Consider the following 25,895-nt stretch of genomic DNA (forward strand, 5'->3'; position numbering starts at 1 on the left):
CATGACCGCTGACCCCGGCAACCAGCCGGCGATCGTCGTCTACCAGAGCCCGCTCTGCCCCTTCTGCCATTTCGCCAAGCGGCTGCTGAAAAAGCGCGGGCTCGCCTTCGAGTCGATCAACGTGCAGCTGTCCTCGGCGAAACGGGACGAGATGATCCAGCGCGCCAAGCGCCTGACCGTCCCGCAGATCTTCATCGGCGAGACGCACGTGGGCGGTTACGACGAACTGGCGGCCCTGGACCGGAACGATCGACTGATGCCGCTGGTGGAGGCCGAGGCCCGCCGTGCGGCGGGCGAGCCGCCGGTCGAGGGTGCCTGACGCGACGCCGCGCCACGTACTGGCACCACGGCGCCCCGGTCGCGCTATCATGACGGTCGGCATCGAGCGAGAGGACGCGCCGCGATGAGTGATTCCAGACACGTGGTCTGCCCGGCCTGCGGGGCAATCAACCGCCTGCCCGTCGAACGGCTTGGCAGCGGCAACTGCGGCCGCTGCGGCGAGACCCTGTTTCCCGGCCAGCCCGTGGTGCTGGACGACTCCCGCTTCGAGCGCCAGGTCAGCCGCAGCGAGCTGCCGGTGCTGGTCGACTTCTGGGCCGAGTGGTGCGGGCCGTGCAAGATGATGGCCCCGACCTTCGACCAGCTGGCACGCGACTTCCGTGGCCGGCTGGTGGTCGCCAAGCTCGAGACCGAGCGTGCGCCGGCCGTCTCGGCGCGCTTCGGCATCCGCAGCATCCCGACGATGATCCTTTTCTCCGGCGGCCGCGAGATCGACCGCCTTTCCGGTGCCCTGCCGGCCGCGCAACTGACGCAGTGGCTGGCCGGGCACGGCATCCGCTGACTCCCGACGAATCCACCGACGACCAGGAAATACGACATGGCAGAGGGCGAAAACACCGCCGCCGGCAATGGCCAGGCAACGGAAGGCAACGACCAGCAGTTCTTCGTGCAGAAGATCTACCTGAAGGACCTGTCCTTCGAGTCGCCGCAGGCGCCGGACATCTTCACCCGCGACGACTGGAAGCCCGAGGTCAGCGTCCAGGTAGGCAACAACGCCACGCGCCTGAGCGATGCCGCCTTCGAGACCGAGCTGACCATCACCGTCACGGCCACCGTCGAGGAAAAGACCATCTACCTCGCCGAGGTGCAGTACGGCGGGGTGTTCACCATCAAGGGCTTCGACGACGCCACGCGTCGCCAGCTGCTGGGTGCCTACTGCCCGACGCTGCTCTTCCCCTACATCCGCGAGACGGTCGGTGACCTGGTGATGAAGGGCGGCTTCCCGCAGATGGTGCTCCAGCCGATCAACTTCGACGCCCTGTACGCCCAGCACGAGCAGCAGCGCGCGGCGCAGGCCGAAGGCGCAGCCGACGCCCGTCCGAACTGATCGTTCGCGATGAGTGACGCGGCACGCACACGGATCGCGGTGCTCGGTGCCGGCTCCTGGGGCACCGCGCTGGCCTCCCTGCTGGCGACCAACGGGGCCCAGGTCCGCCTGTGGGCGCGTGATGCCGAGCAGGCGCAGGCGATCGATCGCGACCACCAGAACGCGCGCTACCTGCCGGGAATCGCCTTGCCCGAGACATTGCGGGCGGGTTCGGACCTGGCCTGGGCCGTGGAGGACGCCGACCAGGTCTGGCTGGTGCTGCCGACCAAGATTCTGGGCGAGTTCCTCGCCGAGCACGCCGCGACACTCCCGCGTTCGGCCATCTACGTCACCGCCTCCAAGGGCTTCGAGCCCGGCACGGGGCGGCGTATCGACGAGCTGGTGGCCGGCGCGCTGGGCGACGTCTCGTTCGCGGTGGTCTCCGGGCCGACCTTCGCCATCGAGGTGGCTCACGGTCGGCCGGCGGCGCTGGCCGTCGGCAGCCGCGACCGGGCCGTCGCCGAGACGGTCGCCGATGCCCTGCGCAACGACCATATCCGCTGCTACCCCAGTAGCGACGTGGTGGGCATCGAGCTCGCCGGTGGTCTCAAGAACGTGCTGGCGATCGCGGCCGGCGTCTCCGACGGGTTCGGTTTTGGCGCCAACACGCGCGCGGCGCTGATCACGCGGGGGCTGGCGGAGATCATGCGCCTGGGCGAGGCGATGGGCGCGCGGATGGAGACCTTCACCGGACTGGCGGGGCTGGGCGATCTGGTGCTGACCTGCACCGACGATCACTCGCGCAACCGCCAGTTCGGCCTGCGGCTGGCGAAGGGCGAGTCGGTCGAGGCGGCGGTGGCCGGCATCGGCCAGGCCGTCGAGGGCATCAGCGCCGCGCGTGAGGGCCACCGCCTCGCGCAGGCGCACGGTCAGGAGATGCCGATTACCGAGGCGGTCTATCGCGTGCTTTACGAAGGCTTGCCCGCCCGGGAGGCCGTCGCCGAGCTGCTGTCGCGCGATCCGCGCCCCGAAGACTGAGGCGCGCCTGTCCCGGCCGTCAGTCGGCGGCGGTCACGATCTCCCGGATCTCCGCGCGATGCTCGCGCACCACGAAGCGCACGTCGATCTCCTCGATGCGCATACCGTAGACCCGCTCCGGGTCGTCGTGGAAGGCCGGGCGCGGGTCCTGTGCCAGGGTCTGTTCGATCAGCGCGACCCGTTCGGAGGACAATCGCTCCAGCCACGGCTCGGCCGCCCCCCAGACCACGGCCAGCCGCGCCGGTGGCTCGCTGGCCCAGCCCCCCCGGCTGTCGGCCGGGCAGTCGGCGTAGGGCACGTGCGGCTTGACGTCGAGGATCGGCGTGCCGTCGAGCAGGTCCAGTCCACCCAGGTGCAGCCGCACCCCGTCCTCGTCGCGTTGCACGTCGATCAGTCGCACCACCGACAGCCCGATCGGATTCGGTCGGATCGGGGCGCGACTGGCGAACACCCCCACCCGTTCGTTGCCCCCCAGCCGCGGCGGGCGGACCGCCTTGCGGTCTCCCGCCTGCATGCGGCGCTTGGCGTGGAACACCCAGACCAGCCACAGGTGCGAGAACGCCTCGATGCCTTGCCACGCGGTCGGGTCCCGCCATTCGGCGGTCGGCACCAGGATGCCGGTGGCCGCCGGCACGATGCCCGACTGGCGCGGGATGCCGAAGCCCTCCCGATAGGGGCTCTCGATAAGCCCGATGGGCCGCATGCGCCACTCGTCGATCATTGCGCCCCCTCGAAGTTCAGTTGACGCCAGGCCTCGAAGAAGGCCACGGCGGCGGCGTTGGCCAGGTTGAGGCTGCGCGAGCCCGGCACCATCGGCAGGTAGAGCCGTTGCGATGCGGGCAGGGACTCCAGTACCTCGTCGGGCAGACCGCGGGTCTCGGGGCCAAACAGCAACACGTCATCGGGCCGGTATTCGATCCGGTCGTAGCGCGTGGTGCCGCGTGTGGAGAAGGCCAGCATCCGCCCGGCAACCGCCGTCCGCGCCTGCTCGAGATTGGCGTGTCGATGGACGTGGGTCAGGGCGTGGTAGTCCAGCCCGGCCCGGCGCACGGCCTTTTCCGACAGGGAGAAGCCGAGCGGCTCGATCAGGTGCAGCGCCGAGCCGGTATTGGCGCACAGCCGGATCAGGTTGCCGGTGTTGGGCGGGATCTCGGGTTCGAACAGCATGATCGATGGCATCCGGGCATTGTAGGCCAGCCCGGCGATTCGCCGTGCAGGACCAGCGGGCGGAGGGTCCGTGGGCTGATGTAGAATGCGAGCCACATCCCGTTCGTCCGCCCGTGACTCCACCTCCCGTGGCGCGGGCGCGCGAACTTTAGGGAAACTCTGCACGACTGCCATACCGCTCTGCGCGTTTTGGCGAGTCGCCCGTGCTCCGCGTTGCGATGTCTTGACGTGGCCGCCGGCACGCCGGCGACATCGCGCCTTGATCACGAACGACTCGCCAGGCCAGAGTGGCATGGCATTCGTGTAGAGTTTCCCCAGCAGACTTGCCTGGTGACGGCGTGGAGGAAAAGGCATGAAGGTACTGGTAATCGGTGGTGGCGGCCGCGAGCACGCCCTGGCGTGGAAGATCGCCCAGTCGTCGCGGGTGGAGACGGTCTTTGTCGCGCCCGGCAATCCCGGCACGGCCGCCGAAGCCAAGTGCCGCAACGTGCCGATTTCCGCGGCGAACGTCGCCGAACTGGTCGCCTTCGCGGCCGATAACGCCATCGATCTGACCGTGGTGGGTCCCGAGGCGCCGCTGGTGGAGGGCGTGGTCGACACCTTCCGTGACGCCGGGCTGGCGATCTTCGGCCCGACCCAGAAGGCGGCCCAGCTTGAGGGTTCCAAGGCCTTCGCCAAGGACTTCATGGAGCGCCACGCCATCCCCACCGCCAAGTACCGGGTGTTCGACACCGCCGCGCCGGCGATCGACTTCGTTCACGAGCATGGCGCCCCGGTGGTGGTGAAGGCCGACGGGCTGGCCGCCGGCAAGGGCGTGATCGTCGCCCAGAGTACCGACGAGGCCGAGGCCGCCATCCGCGACATCTTCGCCGGTCAGTTCGGTGCGGCCGGCGCGCGCGTGGTGGTCGAGTCCTTCCTTGCGGGCGAGGAGGCGAGCTTCATCGTCATGGTCGATGGCGAACACGTCCTGCCGATGGCCTCCAGCCAGGACCACAAGGCCCGCGACGAGGGCGATAAAGGCCCCAACACCGGCGGCATGGGCGCCTACTCGCCTGCGCCAGTGCTCGATGACGCGATGATCGAGCAGGTGATGGCGCAGGTGATCGAGCCGACGGTGAAGGGCATGGCCCTCGACGGCCTGCCCTACACCGGCTTTCTCTACGCCGGGCTGATGATCGGCGCGGATGGCGAGCCGCAGGTGCTCGAGTTCAACTGCCGCTTCGGCGACCCGGAGACCCAGCCGGTGCTGATGCGCCTGGACAGCGACCTCGTCGACCTGGTCGAGGCCGGCGTCAACGGCACGCTCGACCAGGCCACCGCCGAGTGGACCGACAGGGCGGCCGTGGGCGTGGTGCTGGCCTCGGCTGGCTACCCGGAGAGTTCGTCGAAGGGGGACGTGATCACCGGTCTCGATGCGTTGCCCGACGGCGTGAAGGCCTTCCACGCCGGCACGGCGGAAACGGACGGCCAGATCGTCACCAACGGCGGGCGGGTGCTCTGCATCACCGCGCTGGGCGAAACGGTCGAGGCGGCGCAGCAGGCCGCCTACGCCGGGGTCGACCAGGTGCACTTCGAGGGCGGCTTCTGCCGTCGCGATATCGGCTGGCGGGCGATCGGCCGAGGCTGATCACGGCGGAGCCGGTTGCCGTTGGCGGCATCCGACCGACTGGTGAACGGCGCAAAAGCTGCTTTACTCCGTGACCGACCAACCTGTCACGGTGACTTCCCCATGCGTCGTTTCCTTTCCCTGCTCGCCACCCTCGTTATCGCCGGCACCGCGCAGGCCGCGGATCTCGCCGTGGGCGATCCCGCCCCGGTCTTCGCCCTGCCCGACCAGGATGGCGAGACCCGCCGCCTCGAGGATTACCGTGGCCAGTGGCTGGTGCTGTACTTCTATCCCAAGGACGACACGCCCGGCTGCACCACCGAGGCCTGCAGCTTTCGCGACAATATCAACCGCCTGATCGCGCAGGACGCGGCCGTGCTGGGCGTGAGCATGGACAGCGTCGCGAGCCACGCCGATTTCGCCCGCGAGTACGAGTTGCCCTTCCCATTGCTCGCCGACCCGGACGGCGAGGTGGTCGAGCGGTACGGCGCGCTGAGCGACTTCATGGTGGTGAAGTTCGCCAAGCGCCAGACCTTCATCATCGATCCCGAGGGCAATATCGCGACGATCTACCGCAAGGTGGACCCCGACGAACACGTGAAGGACGTGCTCGATGACCTCAAGGCCTTGAGAGGAAACTAGGCGCTAACTGGGCGCTAGTCCACACGGAACTGCGCGTGGCAGGCCATGCACTGGTTCATGGCCTCGGCGGTCATTGCCGTGATGTCCTCGAGCGGGTCGACCTCGGCACGCACCGCGATTTCCTCGAAGGCCATGTGCATCGGTCCGCCGATGGCCCGGAATTCGGACGGCGTCTTGGCGCGGATCGACTCCGGGGTGTTGCGCGCCATGCGATTGCCGGAGCGCTGGGCCGCAGCGATGATCATCTCGCGGTCGTCATCGGCGATGCCCCGCAGGATCTGCTGGACGCTGCCGAGCATCTGGCGCATGTCTTCGAGGAAGATCGCCTGCTCTTCGGAGGTAAAGCCGAGGCTTTGGCGGGGATCGGGATGGTTCGAGGCCGCGCTTGAGAGTGTCGGTAGCGCGAGCAGTGCCAGTCCGGCGAGTGCCATGAGCGAGTCGGTGGCCAGGCGGTGGTGGGACGGGTTCATGCCATGTTCATCGTGACGCGGGATCCACCTCATCTTAGGCGGTCAGCCATGAGGCGCGCCATAAAAAACCCCGGCCTGAGCCGGGGTTTCTCGTTTCGAGCGATGGGTCTGTTAGCCGCGACGCATCGAGTCGTAGAACTCGTTGTTGGTCTTGGTCTGCTGGAGCTTGTCGAGCAGGAACTCCACCGCCTCGAGCTCGCCCATCGGGTGGAGGAACTTGCGCAAGATCCACATCTTCTGCAGCTCCTCGGTATCCGTGAGCAGCTCCTCTCGGCGGGTGCCGGAGCGGTTGATGTTGATCGCCGGGTAGACGCGCTTTTCCGCGATGCGCCGATCGAGGTGGAGCTCCATGTTGCCGGTGCCCTTGAATTCCTCGTAGATCACCTCGTCCATCTTCGATCCGGTGTCGACCAGCGCGGTGGCGAGGATGGTCAGGCTGCCGCCTTCCTCGACGTTGCGCGCCGCACCGAAGAAGCGCTTCGGCCGGTGCAGGGCGTTGGCATCGACACCACCGGTCAGGACCTTGCCCGAGGACGGCACCACGGTGTTGTAGGCGCGCGCCAGGCGGGTGATCGAGTCGAGCAGGATCACCACGTCGCGCTTGTGCTCGACCAGGCGCTTGGCCTTCTCGATCACCATCTCGGCGACCTGCACGTGGCGCGGGGCCGGTTCGTCGAAGGTCGAGGCGACCACCTCGCCGCGCACGGTGCGCTGCATCTCGGTGACCTCTTCCGGGCGCTCGTCGATCAGCAGCACGATCAGGTCGCACTCGGGGTGGTTGTGGGTGATGCTCTGGGCGATGTTCTGCAAGAGCATCGTCTTGCCCGCCTTCGGCGGGGCGACGATCAGGCCGCGCTGGCCCTTGCCGATCGGCGCGACGATGTCGATGATCCGGGCGGTCAGGTCCTCGGTCGAGCCGTTGCCGCGCTCCATGCGCATGCGCTTCTCGGCATGCAGCGGGGTGAGGTCACCGAACAGGATCTTGGTCTTGGAGGCCTCGGGCTTCTCGAGGTTGATCTTCTCGATCTTCAGGAGCGCGAAGTAGCGCTCGTTGTCCTTCGGCGGGCGGATCGTGCCGCTGATGGTGTCGCCGGTCTGCAGGTTGAAGCGCCGTATCTGCGAGGGCGAGACGTAGATGTCGGCCGGGCCGGCGAGGTAGGAGCCGTCGGCGCTGCGCAGAAAACCGAACCCGTCCGAGAGGATCTCCAGTACGCCGTCGCCGTGGATCGATTCGCCCGTCTTGGCGTGCGCCTTGAGCAGGGCGAAGATCACGTCCTGCTTGCGTGTCCGGGCGATGTTGTCCAGTCCCATCGACTGGGCCAGCTCCATGAGTTCCGGAACGGGCTTGCTCTTGAGTTCGGTTAGATTCATTCGGATGGATTCGTCGTGGGGACCGCGGCGGGCCACAGATGGAAAATCAACGGGATGTCGAAGGGCGAAATCAAATGCTGAGATCGGAAGGCCACCGAGGTGTGGCCGGACGACAGAAGGGGTGTGTCGTCTGAGGGAGTCGCGGAGCGCGTCCGGGTGGCTTGCGGCCGACGGGTCGGGGCGACCTCGGGGCCGGTGCAGCGGGACGGGTGGCGTTCGGCGATCCCTTGACTGGCTGGGATTCTGGCACAGAACCCACCACTTGCCAAACGGGTCGGGGTGGTTTGGCGGGATGTGGTGTCGGTTCGTGTCGCGCCGGGGTTACAGGGCCGAGTCGATGAAGTCGGTCAGTTGCGACTTGGAGACGGCGCCGACCTTGGTGCCCTCGACCTTGCCGCCCTTGAACAGCATCAGGGTCGGAATGCCGCGGATGCCGTTCTGGCGCGGGGTTTCCGGGTTCTCGTCGATGTTGACCTTGGCGATCTTGAGCTTGCCGGCGTATTCGTCGGCCACCTCGTCGAGGATCGGCGTGATCATCTTGCAGGGGCCGCACCACTCGGCCCAGAAGTCGACCAGGACGGGCGTGTCGCTGTTGATGACCTGGGCTTCGAAATCCGCGTCGGATACGTAGACGATGTTGTCGCTCACGGCATGACTCCTAAATATCAGTGACTGTTAATGCCTGTCGGGCAATTGTTCATCCCTTGACGCCGCTTTTCAAGCGACCGCACCTCGTGGTGCTATTCTGCTGCCCGACAGGGTCGGGCGTGCCGAACACCCGGAGTATGGCCCGGCCTTCTCGATCACGCAAAAGGAACCTGCCCCCAATGGCTTCTTTGACCGAGCTCCGCTACGTGGTCGCCGTTGCCCGCGAGCGGCATTTCGGGCGCGCCGCCGCGCGCTGTTTCGTCAGCCAGCCCACCCTGAGCGTCGGGGTCAAGCGCCTGGAGTCCGCGCTCGGCGTGCAGATCTTCGAACGCGCCAGCCGCTCCGAGGTGCAGGTCACCACCGAGGGCCGCGCGATCATCGAGCAGGCCGAGCGGGTGCTCGACGAGATGGAGCGCCTGGAGGATCTGGCGCATACCCGCCGCGATCCGCTGGCCGCCCCGCTGCGCGTGGGGCTGATCCACACGGTCGGGCCCTACCTGCTGCCGCGACTGATCGGCCGGTTGCACGAACTGGCGCCACGCATGCCGATCGAGATCACCGAGGGGCTGACCGCCGATCTCGCCGAGCAGCTCGAGCACGGCGAGATCGACGTGGTGGTGCTGTCCCTGCCGTTCGAGGCGCCGGGCGTCACGGTCGAGCCGGTCTACCGCGAGCCATTCACCGTGGCGGTGCCGGTCGGTCACCCCCTGGCCGACCAGGAGGCGATCGAGCCCAACCAGCTCGCCGAGCACGACCTGTTGCTGCTCGGCCAGGGGCACTGCTTCCGTGACCAGGTGCTGGGGGTCTGCCCGCGCTGCAACGACGGGCGGGCCTTCGGGCGCCTGCAGCGCACGCTGGAGGGCGGGTCGCTGGAGACGATGCGGATGATGGTCGCCAGCGGGGCCGGGATCACGGTGCTGCCCTGCGCCTCGACCTGGGCGCAGGACGAGGGCACGCAGGCGCTGGTGCGCTACCTGCCGTTCGCCAGCGACACGCCGACGCGCGACATCGCCTTGGCCAGCCGCCGGCGTTTTTCCCGTCCGCAGGCGATCGAGGTGCTGGCCCGGTCGATCCGGGAAACCCTGCCGGCCTGCTGCGAGCCGCTCAGTCGAGAATGACGACCTCTTCGGCCTGCGGGCCCTTGCGCCCCTGGCCGATCTGGTACTCGACCTTCTGCCCCTCGTTGAGGCGCGAGGCGCCGCCATCGTTGATGGCGCGGAAGTGAACGAACAGGTCCTCGCCGTTGTCACGGATGATGAAGCCGAAGCCCTTGTCGACGTTGAACCACTTGACCTTGCCGGTCTCGCGCACGGGCTCGTGTTCCACCGCGACCTCCTTGGGTCGCAGGCCGGGCTTGGCGGGGCGGGCGGTGAGCCAACCGGCCAGCAGGGAAATGATCAGGATGACGGCGGCGGAGGCGAGAAACTGCAGCAGCCGCTGGTCGAGGTGGTCGTAGATCTGGCCGATGGCCAGCGCGCCGATGACGGCGAGTCCGAGGGTGACGATAAAGGCGGTAAGTCGAGAGTCCTGCCAGGTTTTCATGGGTGGGATAGGTTCCGTGTTGGTTGTGTGTCGTTATTCGAGATGGCGGCCCGGCGTGAAACCTTTCCGGCGGGATATAGGCCGGATGTCATCCGTCACGAGGGGGCTCGCGGCTGGTATTCTGTCACATTTGCCTCATGCCTGACGCCCCGAATCGGGTCGGGGCGAGGCGAATCACGGGAGGGAGGTCATGTCCGGCAAGCACGGCGAGTGGGTCTACGAGACGGTCGAGGAAATGGGCGCGCGCTTCGGCATCCGTGCCACGGAGAAGCTGCTCGACGAGCAGACGCCCTACCAGCACCTCGAGGTCTGGCGTACCGAGCGCTGGGGCAACCTGATGCTGCTCGACGGGGTGATGATGCTCTCCTCGCTGGAGAACTATCTCTACCACGAGATGATGGCCCACCCCGCGCTGCAGACCCACCCGGCCCCGCGCAACGTGGTGATCATCGGCGGCGGCGACTGCGGCACGCTTACCGAGGTGCTCAAGCACCGGGAGGTCGAGTCGGTGGTGCAGATCGACATCGACGAGGCGGTCACCCGTGCGGCCGAACGCTTCTTCCCGGAGCTCACTGCCCACAACGACGACCCGCGCGTCTCGCTCCGGTTCGAGGACGGCGTGGCGTGGATGAAGAACGCCCCGAGCGCGAGTGTCGACGTGACCATCGTCGATTCCACCGACCCCATCGGCCCGGGCACCGGCCTGTTCGGTCCGGACTTCCTCGCCGACTGCCACCGCGTGCTGCGCGAGGACGGCATCATGGTCGGTCAGAGCGAATCGCCGTTCTACCACCTGCCGCTGATGCTCGATTATCACCGCGCGATGAAGGCGGCCGGTTTTGCCGAGCGTCGCTCGCTGCTGTTCCCGCAGCCGGTCTACCCGGGTGGCTCGATCACCGGCACGCTGGCGCGCAAGGCCGGCCCACTCGACGAGCTGCGCCCGCTGGCCGACGAGGTCGTCACGCGCTACTACAGCACGGCCCTGCATCGCGGCCTGTTGGCAACGCCGCCGTTCATGCAGGAGGCGCTCGGCGAGGTCTGAGCCCGCGGCACGTCGCCGTCCCTGCCCTGTCCAATCGACCTGCCCCGCCCGCCAGGCGGGGCCGGCATCGTTTTCATTCCCTTTGCACGTAATGCCCGTCATGTCCGAAACCGACTGGTCCGAACGCCTCATCATCCGGCCCGCCCCGGAAATGCAGCTGAAGTCGTGGCCGACGCGCCGGCGTTTTCGCAATACCCTGATGAACAACCTGCGTGCGGCGCTCGACGGGGTCCCCCACGAGTTGCGTGTCGACCAGGGGCGACTGCTGTTGCTGACCGCCGAGCTCGACGCGGTCGCCGGGCGGCTGGAGCGCGTCTTCGGCGTGGCTTCGTATTCGCCGGTCGAGGCCGTGGTGGAGCCGACGCTCGAGGCCCTGATCCAGGCCGCCCGTGACCGCTTCGCCGACAGGGTGCACGGCCGGCGTTACGCGGTGCGCTGCAAGCGCCACGGCGGTCCACGCCTATCGACCCGCGAGGTCGAATGCCAGGTCGGCGCCGCCCTCAATCCCTTCGGCACGGTCGATCTCGACGCGCCCGAGGTGCGGGTGGAGATCGATCTGGTCGAGGACGGCGCCTGGCTGTTCACCGAGCGCCGTCCCGGCCCGGGCGGCGTGCCGCTGGGGGTGCAGGATCGGGCGGTGACCCTGATGTCCGGCGGCTTCGATTCACCGGTGGCCGCCTGGTACACGATGCGCCGCGGGGTGGGCAACGACTACGTGTTCTGCAACCTCGGAGGGGCGACCCACGAGAACATGGTGACGCGCATCGCCCACCGCCTGGCGCGCGACTGGGCCGTGGGTGACCGGCCGCGGCTGTTCGTGGTCGACTTCCTGCCGGTGGTCGCCGACCTGCGCGAGCGATTGGCCGGCGAGGTCTGGCAGGTGGTGTTGAAGCGGCTGATGTATCGGGCCGGCGAGGGCGTGGCCCGACGCATCGGTGCGCAGGCGCTGGTCACCGGCGAGGCGCTCTCGCAGGTCTCCTCGCAGACCCTGTCCAATCTCAACAGCATCGATCCGGCCAGCGGGTTGCCGGTGTTGCGCCCGCTGATCGGTTTCGACAAGACCGAGATCATGAGGCTGGCCCGGCGGATCGGTACCTATGCGCTCTCCGAGGGCGTGCCGGAATTCTGCGCCCTGTCGAACAGCAAGCCGCTGGTCTCGTCTCGGCGGGGGCGGATCGACCGCGAGGAGGCGCAACTCGACCACGCCCTGCTCGACCGGGCGGTCGCCGAGGCCCGCGAGATCGACCTCGCCGCGTTGACGGACGAGGATCTCGCCGAGCCGGATGTGCTGGCCGACGCGATTCCCGCCGACGCGACGATCATCGACTGCCAGCCGCCACGGCGGTTTCGCGACTGGCACCTGCCCGGCGCGGTCAACTACCCACCCGACGTGCTGGCGCGCCGGTTCGAGTCGTTGCCGACCGATCGTCGTTACCTGCTCTACTGCCTGCGCGGCGCCAACGCACCGATGCTCGCCGAGCGCATGCAGCGCGCCGGCTACGAGGCGCATGCGTTTCGTGGCGGCGTGAGTCGGCTGCGCCGCGCCTTCGAACGCGGCGATCCGGCGGTGGTCGGCGCGGCGTGATTTCCGGCGATAACTGCTGGATCTGAAAGCGGTTTCCGTTATACTGCCGCGCCCCCGACGGGGGTGCGCAGCTATCCCCGGCGCTCGTTGCCATACTTTTCATGCCCGGGGGGTATTAGCCGCATTGGCGGCAGGAGGTTCCCATGCGTTATCCAGATCGATTCCCCGTGATCGTCATCGGCGGTGGTCATGCTGGCACCGAGGCGGCCCTGGCGTCCGCGCGCATGGGCGTGGAGACCCTGCTGGTCACCCACAACATCGAGACCCTCGGCCAGATGAGCTGCAACCCCGCGATCGGCGGGATCGGCAAGGGTCACCTGGTCAAGGAGATCGACGCGCTGGGCGGCGCGATGGCGCATGCCGCCGATCTCGGCGGCATCCAGTTCCGCATCCTCAATGCCCGCAAGGGCCCGGCGGTGCGTGCCACCCGCGCCCAGGCCGATCGCGTGCGCTACAAGGCCGCCGTGCGCCACATGCTGGAAAACCAGCCGCACCTGACCCTGTTCCAGCAGGCCGTCGACGATCTGATCCTCGACGGCGAGCGGGTCGTGGGCGTGCGCACCTCGGGCGGCATCGAGTTTTTCGGGGAGTCGGTGGTGCTGACCGCCGGCACCTTCCTGGCCGGGCAGATCCACGTCGGGCTGGAGCGCTCCGAGGGCGGCCGCGCCGGTGACCCGCCGGCCAAGAAGCTCGCCGACACGCTGCGCTCGCTCGACCTCGGGGTCGCGCGCCTGAAGACCGGCACCCCGCCGCGTCTCGACTGCCGCAGCCTGGATTTCTCCGTGATGCAGGCCCAGCCGGGCGACACGCCCACGCCGGTGTTCTCCTTCCTCGGCTCGCCCGAGGAGCATCCGCGCCAGGTCGAGTGCTTCATCACGCACACCAACGAGCGCACCCACGAGATCATCCGCGGCGGGCTGGATCGCTCGCCGATGTTCACCGGCAATATCGAGGGCATCGGCCCACGCTACTGTCCGTCGATCGAGGACAAGATCCACCGTTTCGCCGACAAGGCCTCGCACCAGATCTTCGTCGAGCCCGAGGGGCTGGACACCCACGAGGTCTACCCCAACGGCATCTCCACCAGCCTGCCGTTCGACGTGCAGCTCGAGCTGGTGCGCTCGATCCGCGGCTTCGAGAACGCGCACATCACGCGCCCGGGCTACGCGATCGAGTACGACTTCTTCGATCCGCGCGGTCTCAGGCCGACGCTCGAGACCCGCGCGATAGAGGGCCTGTTCTTCGCCGGCCAGATCAACGGCACCACCGGCTACGAGGAGGCCGCCGCGCAGGGCCTGATGGCCGGTGCGAACGCCGCGGCGCGCGTGCTCGACCGCGATGCGCTCACCCTGCGCCGCGACCAGGCGTATCTCGGCGTGCTGGTGGACGATCTCACTACCCAGGGCACGCTCGAGCCGTATCGCATGTTCACCAGCCGGGCGGAATACCGCCTGATGCTGCGCGAGGACAACGCCGACCAGCGCCTGACTGGAATCGGTCGCGAACTCGGCCTGGTCGACGAGCGTCGCTGGCGGGCCTTCAACGAGAAGATGGAGGCGATCGAGACCGAGCGTGGGCGACTGAAGGACATCTGGGTCCACCCGGGCCACCCGGCGGCCGACAAGCTCGACGGGTCGATCACGCGCAACGTCACCGCGCTGGACCTGCTGCGTCGCCCCGAGCTGGATTACGCCAAGATCGCCGCGGTCGACGAGTTGGCGCCCGAGGCCATGCCGGCCCCGGCGGTGATCGAGCAGCTCGAGATCGAGGCCAAGTACGCCGGCTACATCGACCGGCAGCGCGACGAGGTCGCCCGCTCGGTCAAGCAGGAAGAGCAGTCGATCCCGGCGGATATCGACTACGCCGAGATCCCGGGGCTGTCCAACGAGGTGCGCGACAAGCTGGGCCAGCAGCGCCCGGCCACGGTCGGTCAGGCCGCGCGCATCCCCGGCGTGACCCCGGCGGCCGTCTCCCTGCTGCTGGTGCATCTCAAGCGCCGCGGCCAGCTGGCCCGTTCGGCCTGATCGCATGTCGGCGGCGCTATCCGACGAGCAACGACAACGACTCGAACGGCAGCTGGCCGACGGCGTCGAGCGCCTCGGTCTCGAGCTCGATCCGCAAGTCGCCCCCCGACTGATCGACTACCTCGCCCTGCTGGCCCGCTGGAACCGGCCCTACAATCTCACCGCCGTGCGCGACCCGGCGGCGATGGTCACCCGCCACCTGCTCGATTCGCTCGCCGTGCTGCCGCACCTGCCCGCCTGCCCGCGTCTGCTCGATATTGGCAGTGGTCCCGGCATACCGGGTATGATCTTGGCGGTTTGTCGCCCCGACAGTGAGGTCACCTTGGTCGACTCCAATCTCAAGATGACGCGTTTCGCGATGGCCGCCCGGCGCGAGTTGGGGCTGGACAACGTCGCCGTGCGACGCGAGCGCGTCGAAGAGCTCGAACCAAGCGATCGGTTCGACTGCATCATCTCGCGCGCCTTTGCCGCCCTGGCCGACTTCGTTCGGCTCGGCGCCCCGCTGCTCGCCGACGGCGGCCGGTTGTACGCCATGAAGGGGCGGCTCGATCCGCAGGAGCTCGATGCCCTGCCCGACGGGTTCGTCGTCACTGGCCGGCACGTGCTGGATATCCCCGATCTGGATGCCGAACGCCACCTGCTGGTCGTGGAACGGGCGGGCACCGCATGAGCTGGGTGATCGCGATCACCAATCAGAAGGGTGGCGTCGGCAAGACCACCACCGCGGTGAACCTCGCCGCCGCGTTGCAGGCCTTCGGCCGCCGCGTGCTCCTGGTCGACATGGACCCGCAGGGCAACGCCACCGTCAGTGCCGGCTACGACAAGCACTCGGTCGAGCGTCACGTCGGCCAGGTGTTGCTCGAGGAGATCGGCGTGACCGAGGCGCTGCTGCCCACCGACCCCGGCGGGTTCGACCTGCTGCCCGCCACCATCGATCTCGCCGGCGCCGAGTTCCAGCTGGTCACGCGCATCGGTCGCGAGACCAAGCTGCGCCAGGCGCTGGCCCCGCTGGTCGAGGACTACGACTTCGTCCTGATCGACTGCCCGCCGGCATTGAACACCCTCACCATCAACAGCCTGGCCGCGGCCGACGACGTGCTGATCCCGGTGCAGTGCGAATACTTCGCGCTCGAGGGGCTGTCCGCGTTGCTGGATACGATCGAGCAGGTGCGGGTCGCGCTCAACCCGGACCTCGGCATCGCCGGGGTGCTGCGCACCCTGTATGATGCGCGCAACCGACTCGCCCAGGACGTGAGCGGACAGTTGCGCCAGCACTTCGGCGACCGGGTCTTCGACGCGCTGGTGCCGCGCAACGTGCGCCTGGCCGAGGCGCCCAGCCACGGCCTGCCGGCCATGTTCTACGACAAGAGCTCCAGCGGTGCCGAGGCGCATGCCGACGTGGCCCGCGAACTGGTCAAGCGGGCGCGCAAGCGCGGCAAGCTGGGCAAGCCGGCCGCCCTGCGCCAGGGCCGCGGCGGGGCGGCGGGGCGCGACTGACGAACGGGACACACAGAGGCCTTTCCATGAGCACGAAACGCAAGGGATTGGGGCGCGGTCTGGATGCCCTGCTGGGTACCGCGGAACGGCCCGCCGAGCAGGCCGGCGCGCAACTGCGCGAGCTGGCGGTCGACCTTATCCGTCCCAACCCGTTCCAGCCGCGCACCCGCTTCGACGAGGCCGCCCTGACCGAGCTGGCCGACTCGATCCGTGCCCAGGGGGTGATCCAGCCGGTGGTGGTGCGCCGCCGCTCAGGCGAGTACGAACTGATCGCCGGGGAGCGCCGCTGGCGGGCCGCGCAGAAGGCGGGTCTCGACCACATCCCGGCAGTCGTGCGCGAGATCGACGACAACCAGGCCGCCGCCATGGCCCTGATCGAGAACCTGCAGCGCGAGGATCTCGATGCCATCGAGCAGGCCCAGGCCATGCAGCGGCTGGTCAAGGAATTCGAGCTCACCCACCAGCAGGTGGCCGACGTGCTGGGCGTATCCCGCCCGGCGGTGAGCAATGCATTGCGCCTGCTCGACCTGGCCTCGCCGGTGCAGAAGCTCCTGCGCGAGCGTCGGATCGAGGCCGGCCACGCTCGCAGCCTGGCCGCCTTGCCGAAGAAGGAGCAGGCCGGCATCGCCGAGAAGGTGGTGGCCCGCACGCTGACCGTGCGCCAGGTCGAGTCCATGGTCAGTCGCTACCTCAAGTCAGCGGCGCCTGCCGCCGAGGCCGATGACGACCCGGATACCCGTGCGCTGGAGCGGCGGCTGGGCGAGGCGCTCGGCACGGCCGTCACCATCCAGGCCAATCGCCGCGGCAAGGGGCGCGTGGTGCTCGGTTTCGACAGCCTCGATCAGCTCGACGGCCTGATCGAGCGCCTGGTCGGCCGCAACGAGGGCGGGCGCCCCGAGGTCGATTGACCCGAGGCCAGCGTGGGGGCTGACGCGACGCTGACGATGGCGCAGCGTTGCCCGACGCGCGCCGGCCGAACTCGTTGCTGGCCCGTCGCGCCGATTCCGTAGCCTGCCAAGGCATCCTTGCTTGTCGATCGATGAGCGAATCGCTACACTGACCGCCAATTTTTGGGCCCCGAACATGAACGATCGCGACAAGACGCCCGCCGATGCTGGCCAGAAAGGTCAGGGTGGCTACTGGAGCGCGCGCTTCAAGGGGCTGCTGCAGGTCGGTGCGGGGAACATGTTTGCCTCCAGCATCATCGCCGGGCTGTTGCTCGGCTACCTGCTGGACGCTTGGCTCGATACGGCCCCGATCTTCATGTTGATCCTCGGGGCGCTGGGTTTCGTCGCCGGCATGCGCAACGCGAAGAAGGCGCTGCTGGCCACCGGTCGTGACGAGCCGCAAGACAAGGATTCGGGGCGCCCGTGAGTCGCATGGCGGAGGCAATCACCCGCCGCGGGCGGCGCGTGGTGACGGTCCAGCTGGCCGTGCTCGCGCTGGGTGTCGGACTGGCCCTGCTGCATTCGCCGCACGCGGCGCTGTCGGCTGCCGGCGGCGTCGCGGTGGCGATGCTGCTGGCCTGGATGCTGCGACGCTCCATGGCTCGAGCCACCGAGCTCGCCGTGGAATCGCCGCAGCAGAGCATGAACACGATGTATCTTGGGGCGGCGGTGCGCTTTGTCGCGCTGCTCGCCCTGATGGCGGTCGGACTGGGGCTGCTGAAGCTGGACGCGCGATTCATGGTCGGGGCCTTCGTGGTCGCCATGATCGCCGGCGTCCTCGCCGCCCGCGGACAGGATTCCGGGCGTCCGACCGACCGGACAACAGATTGATTTCAAGCTTGAGGAGTTAGAGACAGTGGCTACGGAGAATGCGGGCGGTGGCCCGGTTGAATATATCCAGCATCACCTGACCAACCTCCACGTTGGCGAAGGCTTCTGGCAGCTGAACATCGACACGATCTTCTTCAGCGTCCTGCTGGGTGCGCTGATCGTGTTCGTGGCCATGCGCATCGGCCGCGGCCTGCGCGCGGAGACCCCCAACGGCCTGCAGAATGCCGCCGAGGGGATTCTCGAGTTCGTCGACGAGCAGATCCGCGACTCGTTCGGCAGCCGCGCGCCGAAGATCATCGCCCCGCTGGCCCTGACCATCCTGCTGTGGGTCTGGCTCATGAACTTCATGGACCTGATCCCGATCGACCTGCTGCCGGCCATCGCTTCCGGTCTGGGCGTCGAATACCTCAAGGTGGTGCCGACCACCGACCTGAACACCACGCTTGCCATGGCGCTGTTCGTGTTCATCCTGACCGTCTACTACAGCATCAAGGTGAAGGGCCTGGGCGGCTACATCAAGATGTTCCTGTTCCATCCCTTCGGCAAGTTCCTCATCCCGATCAACATCGTGATGACCGCGATCGACGAGCTTGCCAAGCCGATCAGCCTCGCGCTGCGTCTGTTCGGCAACATGTTTGCCGGTGAGCTGGTCTTCCTGCTGATCGCCCTGCTGACCCTGGGTGCGACCATCAGTGCCAGCCTGCTCATCTGGTTCCCGCTGCAGGTCGTGCTGGACATGGCGTGGATCGCCTTCCACATCCTGGTCATCACGCTGCAGGCATTCATCTTCATGGTGCTCACCATCGTCTACATCGGTATGGCGCATACCCAAGACGATCACTGATCACCGACCCGAGTTTCCTTTGACCCTTTGTTTTTCTGATTAGGAGAAGAAGCCATGACCCCCGATATGCTCGCTACCATCTATGCCTACACCGCTGTTGGCGTTGGTGTGATCCTCGCTGCCGCCGGCCTCGGCTCGGCCATCGGCTGGGGCCTGATCTGTTCCAAGACCCTCGAGGGCATCGCGCGTCAGCCGGAGATGCGTCCGCAGCTGATGACCAACATGTTCATCTTCGCTGGTCTGATGGAATCCTTCCCGTTCATCATCCTCGCGTTCGCGATGTGGTTCCTGTTCGCCAACCCGTTCGTCGGTGCCCTGACCTCCGCGATTGGCGCCCTCTAAATCGCGTCCTTCGTGACATCGATTCGGCAGACGCGGCGGTTCGATCCGCCGCGTCCTGCTGACCGGAAACCCAATCCGTATTTACGCGAGGGGACATTGTGAGTATTTCGATCACACTGGTTGCTCAGCTGATCGCCTTCGTGCTGATGATCTGGCTGGTCAACAAATATCTGTGGGCGCCGCTCTCCGCACTGATGGAAGCGCGTCGCAAGAAGATTGCTGACGGCCTGTCCGCTTCCGAGCGCGGCAAGCACGAGCTGAAACTGGCCCAGGAGCGCTCGACCGAGCTGCTGCGCGAGGCCAAGGACAAGGCGAACGACATCATCGCCCAGGCGAACTCCCGTTCGAACCAGATCCTGGAAGAGGCGCGCAACAACGCCAAGACCGAGGCCGAGCGCATCGTCGCCCAGGCCAACGCCGAGATCGACCGCGAGGTCAATCGCGCCAAGGAAGAGCTCCGTGCCCAGGTTGCCGATGTGGCGGCCACCGGTGCCGAGCGCATCCTCAAGCGCGAGGTGACGGACAAGGACCACGAATCCGCGATCTCAGATCTGATCGCTCGGATCTAAGACAAGCGGAGGCCCTATGTCTGAGAACACCACAGTCGCCATCTCGTACGCGAAGGCAGTGCACGACCTCTGTGCCGATGCGGCACAGGCCAAGCACTGGTCCGAGGCGCTTGCCGGGCTGTCTGCCGTTGCGCAGAACGCCGACATGGTGGCGTTTCTGGGCGACGAGGCACGCTCCCGTGCCGACCGGCTCGCCGGCTTCATCAAGGTGGTCGAGGACGCCGTCGACGAGAAGGCGCTCAACCTCGTGCGCCTGCTCGGCGAACGCGACCGCCTCGATCTGCTGCCGGAAGTGGCCGCGGCCTTCGAGAAGCTGCGTGCCGAAGCGGAGCGCCGCATCGTGGCCTCCGTCGTCTCGGCCAAGCCTCTGACCGACGAGCAGTCGAACCAAATCAAAACAGCGCTCGGCAAGCGACTCGATCGCACCGTAGAGCTCGAAACTACCGTCGACGAGGACCTCATCGGCGGCGCGATCATCCGCGCCGGTGACCTGGTCATCGACGGATCGATGCGCGGAGAGCTCGAGCATCTTGCCGTACAAATGAGTCGCTAAGGAGATCTTCCATGATCAACCCGTCTGAAATCAGCAGTCTGATTAAAGAGCGCATCGAAAACTTCGATGCCGGCGCGGAAGCGCAAACCGTCGGCACCATCGTCTCGGTGGGCGACGGCATCATCAAAGTTCACGGCCTGAGCGAAGCCATGCTGGGCGAAATGCTCGAGCTGCCGGGCGGCGCGTTTGCCGTGGCCATGAACCTGGAGCGCGACTCGGTCGGCGCCGTGGTTCTGGGCAATTACGAGCACCTCAAGGAAGGCGACCAGGTCAAGTGCACCCAGCGCATCCTGGAAGTGCCGATCGGCAAGGAGCTGCTGGGCCGCGTCGTGAACACCCTCGGTCAGCCGATCGACGGTCGCGGCGAGCTCAACGCCGAGACCACCGCGCCGATCGAGAAGATCGCGCCGGGCGTCATCGAGCGTCAGAGCGTCGACCAGCCGATCCTCACCGGTATCAAGGCCATCGACTCGATGGTGCCGATCGGCCGTGGCCAGCGTGAGCTGATCATCGGCGACCGCCAGACCGGTAAGACCGCGGTCGCGATCGACACGATCATCAACCAGAAGGGCAAGGGCGTTTACTGCGTCTACGTCGCGATGGGCCAGAAGGCCTCCACCGTGGCCAACGTGGTACGCGAGCTCGAGAAGCACGGCGCGATGGAATACACCATCGTCGTTTCCGCTTCCGCCGCCGACCCGGCCGCCATGCAGTACCTGGCCGCCTACGCCGGCTGCACCATGGGCGAGTACTTCCGCGACCGCGGCATGGATTCGCTGATCGTGTACGACGACCTGACCAAGCAGGCCTGGGCCTACCGCCAGATCTCCTTGCTGCTGCGTCGTCCGCCGGGCCGCGAAGCCTACCCGGGTGACATCTTCTACCTGCACTCGCGTCTGCTGGAGCGTGCCTCCCGCGTCAACGAGGACTACGTCGAGAAGTTCACCAACGGCGAAGTCAAGGGCAAGACCGGTTCGCTGACCGCGCTGCCGATCATCGAGACCCAGGGCGGCGACGTCTCCGCGTTCGTTCCGACCAACGTGATCTCGATCACCGACGGTCAGATCTTCCTCGAGACCGACCTGTTCAACTCCGGCATCCGCCCGGCGATCAACCCGGGCATCTCCGTATCCCGTGTCGGTGGCTCGGCGCAGACCAAGGCGGTCAAGAAGCTGGCCGGCGGTATCCGTACCGATCTGGCCCAGTACCGTGAGCTGGCGGCGTTCTCGCAGTTCGCCTCGGATCTCGACGAAGTGACCCGCAAGCAGCTCGAGCGCGGCAAGCGCGTCACCGAGCTGATGAAGCAGCCGCAGTTCAAGCCGCTGTCGGTCACCGAGATGTCCCTGTCGCTCACCGCCGCCAACGAGGGCTTCCTCGATGACGTGCCGGTCGAGAAGGTCAACGACTTCGAGGCCGCTCTGCACGCCTTTGCCGCCGACAACGCCGGCGAGCTGGCGAAGAAGATCGGTGACGAGGGCAACTACAGCGATGAGATCGCCGCCGAGCTGAAAAAGGTCGTCGAGGACTTCAAGGCCAAAGGCGTCTATTAACCGGGGGGCGAAATCATGGCCGTAGGCAAAGAGATTCGCACCAAGATCAAGAGCGTCCAGAACACGCGCAAGATCACCAAGGCGATGGAAATGGTGGCCGCATCCAAGATGCGGCGCGCCCAGGAAGCGATGGAGGCGACCCGTCCCTACGCCGAGAAGTTTCTCGAGGTAGTGGGTCACATCACCAACGCGCATCCTGAGTACCGCCATCCGCTGATGGTCGAGCGTGAAGTCAAACGCGTTCTGATGATCGTGGTGACCACGGATCGGGGCCTGTGCGGCGGGCTGAACGTCAACCTGCTCAAGCGCACGGCCGACAAGATTCGGGAATACGAGAAGAATGGTGTCGAGGTCGACGTCATCCCGGTCGGCAGCAAGGGCCGCGCTTTCTTCCGCCGGTACGGGGGCAACATCCTGACCTCCGTCACCGGTCTGGGGGACAAGCCGAACTACGCGGCGATGCGCAAGGCGATCAACGCGGCACTGGCCGCGTTCGAGAACGGCGACATCGACCGGATCGATCTGGCCCACAACGAGTTCGTGAACTCGATGAGCCAGAACCCGGTCGTTGAGCAGATCGCGCCCTTGCGGTACCAGGAGGACGAGAGCCTCAAGCATCACTGGGACTACATCTACGAGCCGGACTCGGAGATTGTCCTGGATGCGGTGCTCAAGCGGTACCTGTCGGGCCAGATCGTGTCCGCGGCCGTCGAGAACGTGGCATGCGAGATGGCGGCACGCCGGATCGCGATGAAGAACGCGTCCGACAACGCCAGCGACATGATCACGGACCTCAAGCTGCAGTACAACAAGGCGCGTCAGGCGGCGATCACTCAGGAGATCTCCGAGATCGTGTCCGGCGCGGCCGCCGTGTGACGACGGCACCAACCCATTTTTCGAATTGAAAGAGGAACACACATGAGTTCTGGAAAAATTGTCGAGATCATCGGGGCGGTGATCGACGTCGAATTTCCGCATGACCAGGTGCCTTCCGTCTACGACGCGCTGCGCGTTGACGAGAACGGTCTGGTGATCGAGGTTCAACAGCAGATCGGTGACGGCATCGTTCGTGGCATCGCCATGGGCACCTCCGACGGTCTCAAGCGCGGCCTGTCCGTGACTTCCACCGGCAAGCCGATCTCGGTACCGGTCGGCAAGGGCACCCTGGGTCGCATCATGGACGTCCTGGGCGAGCCGATCGACGAGGCCGGCGCAGTCGAGAGCGACGAGAAGTGGTCGATCCACCGCAAGGCGCCGACCTTCGACGAGCAGGCCTCGGGCACCGAGCTGCTGGAGACCGGCGTGAAGGTCATCGACCTGCTCTGCCCGTTCGCCAAGGGCGGCAAGGTCGGCCTGTTCGGCGGTGCCGGCGTCGGCAAGACCGTCAACATGATGGAGCTGATCCGCAACATCGCCGTCGAGCACAGCGGCTACTCGGTTTTTGCCGGCGTGGGCGAGCGTACCCGTGAGGGCAACGACTTCTACCACGAGATGAAGGACTCCAACGTCCTCGACAAGGTCGCCCTGGTCTACGGCCAGATGAACGAGCCGCCGGGCAACCGTCTGCGCGTCGCGCTGACCGGTCTGACCATGGCCGAGTTCTTCCGTGACGAGGGTCGTGACGTCCTGATGTTCATCGACAACATCTACCGTTACACCCTGGCGGGTACCGAGGTTTCCGCACTGCTGGGCCGCATGCCGGCCGCGGTGGGCTACCAGCCGACGCTGGCCGAGGAAATGGGCGTTCTCCAGGAGCGCATCACCTCGACCAAGACGGGCTCGATCACCTCCGTCCAGGCGGTCTACGTACCGGCGGACGACCTGACCGACCCGGCCCCGGCCACCACCTTCGCCCACCTCGACGCGACCGTCGTACTGGCACGTGACATCGCCGCCATGGGTATCTACCCGGCGATCGATCCGCTGGACTCCACCAGCCGCCAGCTCGACCCGCAGGTCGTCGGTGAAGAGCACTACAACACCGCCCGCGGCGTGCAGACCACCCTGCAGCGGTACAAGGAGCTCAAGGACATCATCGCCATCCTCGGCATGGACGAGCTGTCCGACGACGACAAGGCGGTCGTATCCCGTGCTCGTAAGATCCAGCGCTTCCTGTCGCAGCCGTTCTTCGTTGCCGAAGTGTTCACGGGCGCCCCGGGCCGCTACGTTCCGCTGAAGGAAACGATCCGCGCGTTCAAGGGCATCGTGGCCGGCGAATACGACCACCTGCCGGAGCAGGCGTTCTACATGGTTGGCACCATCGACGAAGCCGTCGAGAAGGCCAACAAGATGGCTGAGAAGGCCTGATAACGGAGGTCGACAATGGCTATGACTACCCGAGTCGACATCGTCAGCATGGAAAAGCCGATCTTCACCGGGAAGGCGACCTTCGTCACCATCCCGACCGAAGCCGGCGAAATGGGCGTCACCGCCCGCCACACGCAGACGTTGTCGGTACTGCGTCCGGGCGAAGTCCGGGTGCATCAGGACGACGGCTCGATCGTGCGCTATTTCGTCGGTTTCGGGGTGGTCGAAGTCCAGCCCCACGTGGTCAGCATCATTGCTGACTGGGCGCTGACGGAAGAGGACGCGAAGAACCTGGATCCGAACGAACTCGAAGCCCGCATGGGTGAAGAGGAGGATTACGTTCAGGAGTACGAGCAGCGCGGGCAGCTCGACTTCACCTCGGCCGAGATGATCATGGTCGAGGCGGAAGAACGCCTCAAGTGGATCAAGTCCATGCGTTCCGCGGGCGGTCGCCACTAAGGCGACGCGTCGGCAGACGTGTTGAAAAGGGGCCTTCGGGCTCCTTTTTTGTTTCCGCCGTTTCGATCGGCACGAAACCAGAGGTACGTACGCAATGAAGGATTCCGCAACCGGCCGACTGCACGTGGTGGTGCTTGCCGCGGGCAAGGGCACGCGCATGCGCTCGAGCAAGCCCAAGGTGCTGCACGAGATCGCCGGGCGATCGATGCTGAGCCACTGCCTGGACACCGCCGCAGCGCTCAATCCGGCCACGATCCGGGTGGTGATCGGCCACCAGGGCGAGGCGGTGCGCGAGTCGCAGTCCGGTCGCGAGGTCGAGTGGGTCTGGCAGCGCGAGCAGAACGGGACCGGTCACGCGGTCCAACTGGGCATCGAGGGCCTGGCGGCCGGGCCCGACGACCGGGTACTGGTGCTGTACGCCGACGTGCCCCTGCTGGGCGCCGACCTCCTCGGGCAGCTGACCGGCTCCCCTGCGGCGGTGGGCTTGCTGACGGTGCGGATGGACGACCCGACCGGCTATGGCCGCATCATCCGCGACGAGCGCGGCCGGGTGCAGCGCATCGTCGAGCAGAAGGATGCCAGCGCGGCCGAACGCGAGGTGCGCGAGGTCAACACCGGGATCCTCATGGCGCGTTACGGGGACCTGGTTGCCTGGCTTGACCGTCTCGAGTCCGGCAACGCCCAGGGCGAGCTCTACCTGACCGACATCGTCGAGATGGCCGCGAGCGAGGACAAGGCAGTCGAGGCCTTGGTCGCCGAGGATGTCTGGGCGGTGACCGGGGTGAACGACCGGCTCGCCCTTGCCCGCCTGGAGCGGGTCTACCAGGCGCGCCAGGCCGAGGTGCTGGCCCTGGCCGGCACGACGATCATGGACCCGGCCCGCCTGGACATCCGCGGCCGGCTGCATTGCGGCATGGACGTCTCGATCGACGTCGATTGCGTGTTCGAGGGCGAGGTGCGCCTTGGCGACAACGTGCGCATCGGCCCGCACTGCGTGCTGCGCGACTGCGAGATCGGTCCGAATTCGATCGTGGAGGCCTTCAGCCACCTCGACGGGGTGGTGACCGCGGGCGACAACGCGATCGGTCCCTACGCCCGTCTGCGACCCGGCGCGGCGCTGGACTCGGCCGCCAAGATCGGCAACTTCGTCGAGGTGAAGGCCGCCCGGATCGGCGAGCGCTCCAAGGTCAATCACCTGTCGTACGTGGGCGATGCCCGCGTCGGCGACGACTGCAACCTCGGCGCCGGCACGATCACCTGCAACTACGATGGCGCGAACAAGCACCACACGGAGATCGGTGACGGGGTCTTCGTCGGTTCGGCCGTGCAGTTGGTCGCGCCGGTGACCGTCGGCCGCGGCGCGACCGTCGGGGCAGGCTCGACCATCACGCGCGACGTCGCCGAGGGGGAGTTGGCCATCGCGCGCAGCCGACAGAAGGGCATCGCCGGCTGGCGACGCCCGCAGAAAAAGCGCGACTGAACGAGGCTTTCGACC

General features: G+C 67.0%; 30 protein-coding genes. 24 read left to right on the forward strand and 6 right to left on the reverse strand.

The features are described from left to right. Nucleotide 1 precedes the first annotated feature (1 nt). From grxC to LV475_RS02770, 4 genes are all read left to right on the forward strand, one after another. Nucleotides 2–319, forward strand: a complete 318-nt coding sequence (gene grxC / locus LV475_RS02755) for a glutaredoxin 3 (RefSeq protein WP_136867407.1) — start codon at nt 2–4, stop codon at nt 317–319. 84 nt (nt 320–403) lie between these two features. After that, the gene (gene trxC, locus LV475_RS02760; protein ID WP_136867408.1) at nt 404–841 is read left to right on the forward strand and encodes a thioredoxin TrxC; all 438 of its coding nucleotides are present in this window, start codon (nt 404–406) and stop codon (nt 839–841) included. A gap of 36 nt (nt 842–877) precedes the next feature. After that, a complete protein-coding gene (gene secB / locus LV475_RS02765; protein ID WP_136867409.1) occupies nt 878–1,387 on the forward strand; it encodes a protein-export chaperone SecB in 510 nt (169 codons plus the stop codon). Between the two features lie 9 nt (nt 1,388–1,396). Continuing rightward, entirely contained in the window at nt 1,397–2,404 is a 1,008-nt protein-coding gene (locus LV475_RS02770; protein WP_136867410.1) for an NAD(P)H-dependent glycerol-3-phosphate dehydrogenase, read from the forward strand. Nucleotides 2,405–2,423: 19 nt separating this feature from the next. Here LV475_RS02770 and tsaA read toward each other — a convergent pair whose 3' ends face one another. Both tsaA and LV475_RS02780 read right to left on the reverse strand, forming a co-directional pair. Next, entirely contained in the window at nt 2,424–3,125 is a 702-nt protein-coding gene (tsaA, locus tag LV475_RS02775; RefSeq protein WP_231505778.1) for a tRNA (N6-threonylcarbamoyladenosine(37)-N6)-methyltransferase TrmO, read from the reverse strand. Continuing rightward, on the reverse strand, nt 3,122–3,583 hold the full coding sequence (locus LV475_RS02780) for a tRNA (cytidine(34)-2'-O)-methyltransferase (protein ID WP_136867411.1): 462 nt from the start codon (nt 3,581–3,583) through the stop codon (nt 3,122–3,124). The genes tsaA and LV475_RS02780 overlap by 4 nt, the downstream gene beginning before the upstream one ends. Before the next feature lie 340 nt (nt 3,584–3,923). Between LV475_RS02780 and purD the strand changes: the two genes are divergently transcribed. Then, entirely contained in the window at nt 3,924–5,198 is a 1,275-nt protein-coding gene (purD, locus tag LV475_RS02785; RefSeq protein ID WP_136867412.1) for a phosphoribosylamine--glycine ligase, read from the forward strand. 102 nt (nt 5,199–5,300) lie between these two features. After that, nucleotides 5,301–5,819, forward strand: a complete 519-nt coding sequence (locus LV475_RS02790) for a peroxiredoxin (protein WP_136867413.1) — start codon at nt 5,301–5,303, stop codon at nt 5,817–5,819. A gap of 14 nt (nt 5,820–5,833) precedes the next feature. On the opposite strand, the gene LV475_RS02795 is transcribed toward LV475_RS02790, so the two are convergent. The 3 genes from LV475_RS02795 to trxA all read right to left on the reverse strand — a co-directional run bounded on the left by LV475_RS02795 (nt 5,834) and on the right by trxA (nt 8,308). Beyond that, the gene (locus LV475_RS02795; protein ID WP_136867414.1) at nt 5,834–6,289 is read right to left on the reverse strand and encodes a hypothetical protein; all 456 of its coding nucleotides are present in this window, start codon (nt 6,287–6,289) and stop codon (nt 5,834–5,836) included. A gap of 111 nt (nt 6,290–6,400) precedes the next feature. Next, nucleotides 6,401–7,660 carry a transcription termination factor Rho gene (rho, locus tag LV475_RS02800; protein WP_136867415.1) on the reverse strand — a complete coding sequence of 420 codons (1,260 nt, stop codon included), beginning with the start codon at nt 7,658–7,660 and terminating at the stop codon, nt 6,401–6,403. Nucleotides 7,661–7,981: 321 nt separating this feature from the next. Further along, nucleotides 7,982–8,308 carry a thioredoxin TrxA gene (trxA, locus tag LV475_RS02805; RefSeq protein ID WP_136867416.1) on the reverse strand — a complete coding sequence of 109 codons (327 nt, stop codon included), beginning with the start codon at nt 8,306–8,308 and terminating at the stop codon, nt 7,982–7,984. Between the two features lie 179 nt (nt 8,309–8,487). Between trxA and LV475_RS02810 the strand changes: the two genes are divergently transcribed. Continuing rightward, a complete protein-coding gene (locus tag LV475_RS02810) occupies nt 8,488–9,426 on the forward strand; it encodes a hydrogen peroxide-inducible genes activator (protein WP_136867417.1) in 939 nt (312 codons plus the stop codon). Here the strand turns inward: LV475_RS02810 and LV475_RS02815 are convergent. Then, the gene (locus tag LV475_RS02815) at nt 9,413–9,619 is read right to left on the reverse strand and encodes a cold-shock protein (protein ID WP_231505854.1); all 207 of its coding nucleotides are present in this window, start codon (nt 9,617–9,619) and stop codon (nt 9,413–9,415) included. The two genes, LV475_RS02810 and LV475_RS02815, sit on opposite strands and share 14 nt — an antisense overlap. 421 nt (nt 9,620–10,040) lie before the next feature. Here LV475_RS02815 and speE point away from each other — a divergent pair, with 421 nt between their 5' ends. The 17 genes from speE (at nt 10,041) to glmU (ending at nt 25,880) form a co-directional block, all read left to right on the forward strand. Continuing rightward, nucleotides 10,041–10,892 (forward strand): polyamine aminopropyltransferase, encoded by an 852-nt coding sequence (gene speE / locus LV475_RS02820; protein WP_136867419.1) that lies wholly within the window; start codon nt 10,041–10,043, stop codon nt 10,890–10,892. A gap of 100 nt (nt 10,893–10,992) precedes the next feature. Then, nucleotides 10,993–12,477 carry a tRNA sulfurtransferase gene (locus LV475_RS02825; RefSeq protein ID WP_136867420.1) on the forward strand — a complete coding sequence of 495 codons (1,485 nt, stop codon included), beginning with the start codon at nt 10,993–10,995 and terminating at the stop codon, nt 12,475–12,477. Between the two features lie 143 nt (nt 12,478–12,620). Further along, a complete protein-coding gene (gene mnmG, locus LV475_RS02830; RefSeq protein ID WP_136867421.1) occupies nt 12,621–14,501 on the forward strand; it encodes a tRNA uridine-5-carboxymethylaminomethyl(34) synthesis enzyme MnmG in 1,881 nt (626 codons plus the stop codon). Between the two features lie 4 nt (nt 14,502–14,505). After that, on the forward strand, nt 14,506–15,171 hold the full coding sequence (gene rsmG, locus LV475_RS02835; RefSeq protein ID WP_136867422.1) for a 16S rRNA (guanine(527)-N(7))-methyltransferase RsmG: 666 nt from the start codon (nt 14,506–14,508) through the stop codon (nt 15,169–15,171). Then, nucleotides 15,168–15,998, forward strand: a complete 831-nt coding sequence (locus LV475_RS02840; protein ID WP_136867423.1) for a ParA family protein — start codon at nt 15,168–15,170, stop codon at nt 15,996–15,998. The genes rsmG and LV475_RS02840 overlap by 4 nt, the downstream gene beginning before the upstream one ends. A 26-nt stretch (nt 15,999–16,024) precedes the next feature. Continuing rightward, on the forward strand, nt 16,025–16,906 hold the full coding sequence (locus LV475_RS02845; RefSeq protein ID WP_136867424.1) for a ParB/RepB/Spo0J family partition protein: 882 nt from the start codon (nt 16,025–16,027) through the stop codon (nt 16,904–16,906). Nucleotides 16,907–17,081: 175 nt separating this feature from the next. Then, nucleotides 17,082–17,372: an AtpZ/AtpI family protein gene (locus tag LV475_RS02850; RefSeq protein ID WP_197039158.1), complete on the forward strand. Its 291-nt coding sequence runs from the start codon at nt 17,082–17,084 to the stop codon at nt 17,370–17,372. A gap of 5 nt (nt 17,373–17,377) precedes the next feature. Then, nucleotides 17,378–17,776: an ATP synthase subunit I gene (locus LV475_RS02855; RefSeq protein ID WP_247709526.1), complete on the forward strand. Its 399-nt coding sequence runs from the start codon at nt 17,378–17,380 to the stop codon at nt 17,774–17,776. A gap of 25 nt (nt 17,777–17,801) precedes the next feature. Continuing rightward, a complete protein-coding gene (gene atpB / locus LV475_RS02860; RefSeq protein WP_136867426.1) occupies nt 17,802–18,620 on the forward strand; it encodes a F0F1 ATP synthase subunit A in 819 nt (272 codons plus the stop codon). 54 nt (nt 18,621–18,674) lie between these two features. Continuing rightward, entirely contained in the window at nt 18,675–18,962 is a 288-nt protein-coding gene (gene atpE / locus LV475_RS02865) for a F0F1 ATP synthase subunit C (protein WP_058574883.1), read from the forward strand. 98 nt (nt 18,963–19,060) lie between these two features. Beyond that, on the forward strand, nt 19,061–19,531 hold the full coding sequence (locus LV475_RS02870; RefSeq protein ID WP_136867427.1) for a F0F1 ATP synthase subunit B: 471 nt from the start codon (nt 19,061–19,063) through the stop codon (nt 19,529–19,531). A 16-nt stretch (nt 19,532–19,547) separates the two neighbouring features. Further along, entirely contained in the window at nt 19,548–20,084 is a 537-nt protein-coding gene (locus LV475_RS02875) for a F0F1 ATP synthase subunit delta (protein ID WP_136867428.1), read from the forward strand. Between the two features lie 11 nt (nt 20,085–20,095). After that, entirely contained in the window at nt 20,096–21,634 is a 1,539-nt protein-coding gene (gene atpA / locus LV475_RS02880; RefSeq protein ID WP_156575233.1) for a F0F1 ATP synthase subunit alpha, read from the forward strand. 15 nt (nt 21,635–21,649) lie between these two features. Then, a complete protein-coding gene (gene atpG / locus LV475_RS02885; RefSeq protein ID WP_136867430.1) occupies nt 21,650–22,510 on the forward strand; it encodes a F0F1 ATP synthase subunit gamma in 861 nt (286 codons plus the stop codon). A gap of 42 nt (nt 22,511–22,552) precedes the next feature. Further along, nucleotides 22,553–23,941 carry a F0F1 ATP synthase subunit beta gene (gene atpD, locus LV475_RS02890; protein WP_136867431.1) on the forward strand — a complete coding sequence of 463 codons (1,389 nt, stop codon included), beginning with the start codon at nt 22,553–22,555 and terminating at the stop codon, nt 23,939–23,941. A gap of 15 nt (nt 23,942–23,956) precedes the next feature. Further along, nucleotides 23,957–24,400 (forward strand): ATP synthase F1 subunit epsilon, encoded by a 444-nt coding sequence (gene atpC, locus LV475_RS02895; protein WP_136867432.1) that lies wholly within the window; start codon nt 23,957–23,959, stop codon nt 24,398–24,400. 94 nt (nt 24,401–24,494) lie between these two features. After that, nucleotides 24,495–25,880, forward strand: a complete 1,386-nt coding sequence (gene glmU / locus LV475_RS02900) for a bifunctional UDP-N-acetylglucosamine diphosphorylase/glucosamine-1-phosphate N-acetyltransferase GlmU (RefSeq protein WP_250105724.1) — start codon at nt 24,495–24,497, stop codon at nt 25,878–25,880. The last annotated feature ends 15 nt before the right edge of the window (nt 25,881–25,895 follow it).

The organism is Guyparkeria hydrothermalis, from assembly GCF_023555375.1.
In the GTDB taxonomy this organism is placed as follows: Bacteria; Pseudomonadota; Gammaproteobacteria; order Halothiobacillales; family Halothiobacillaceae; genus Guyparkeria; species Guyparkeria hydrothermalis.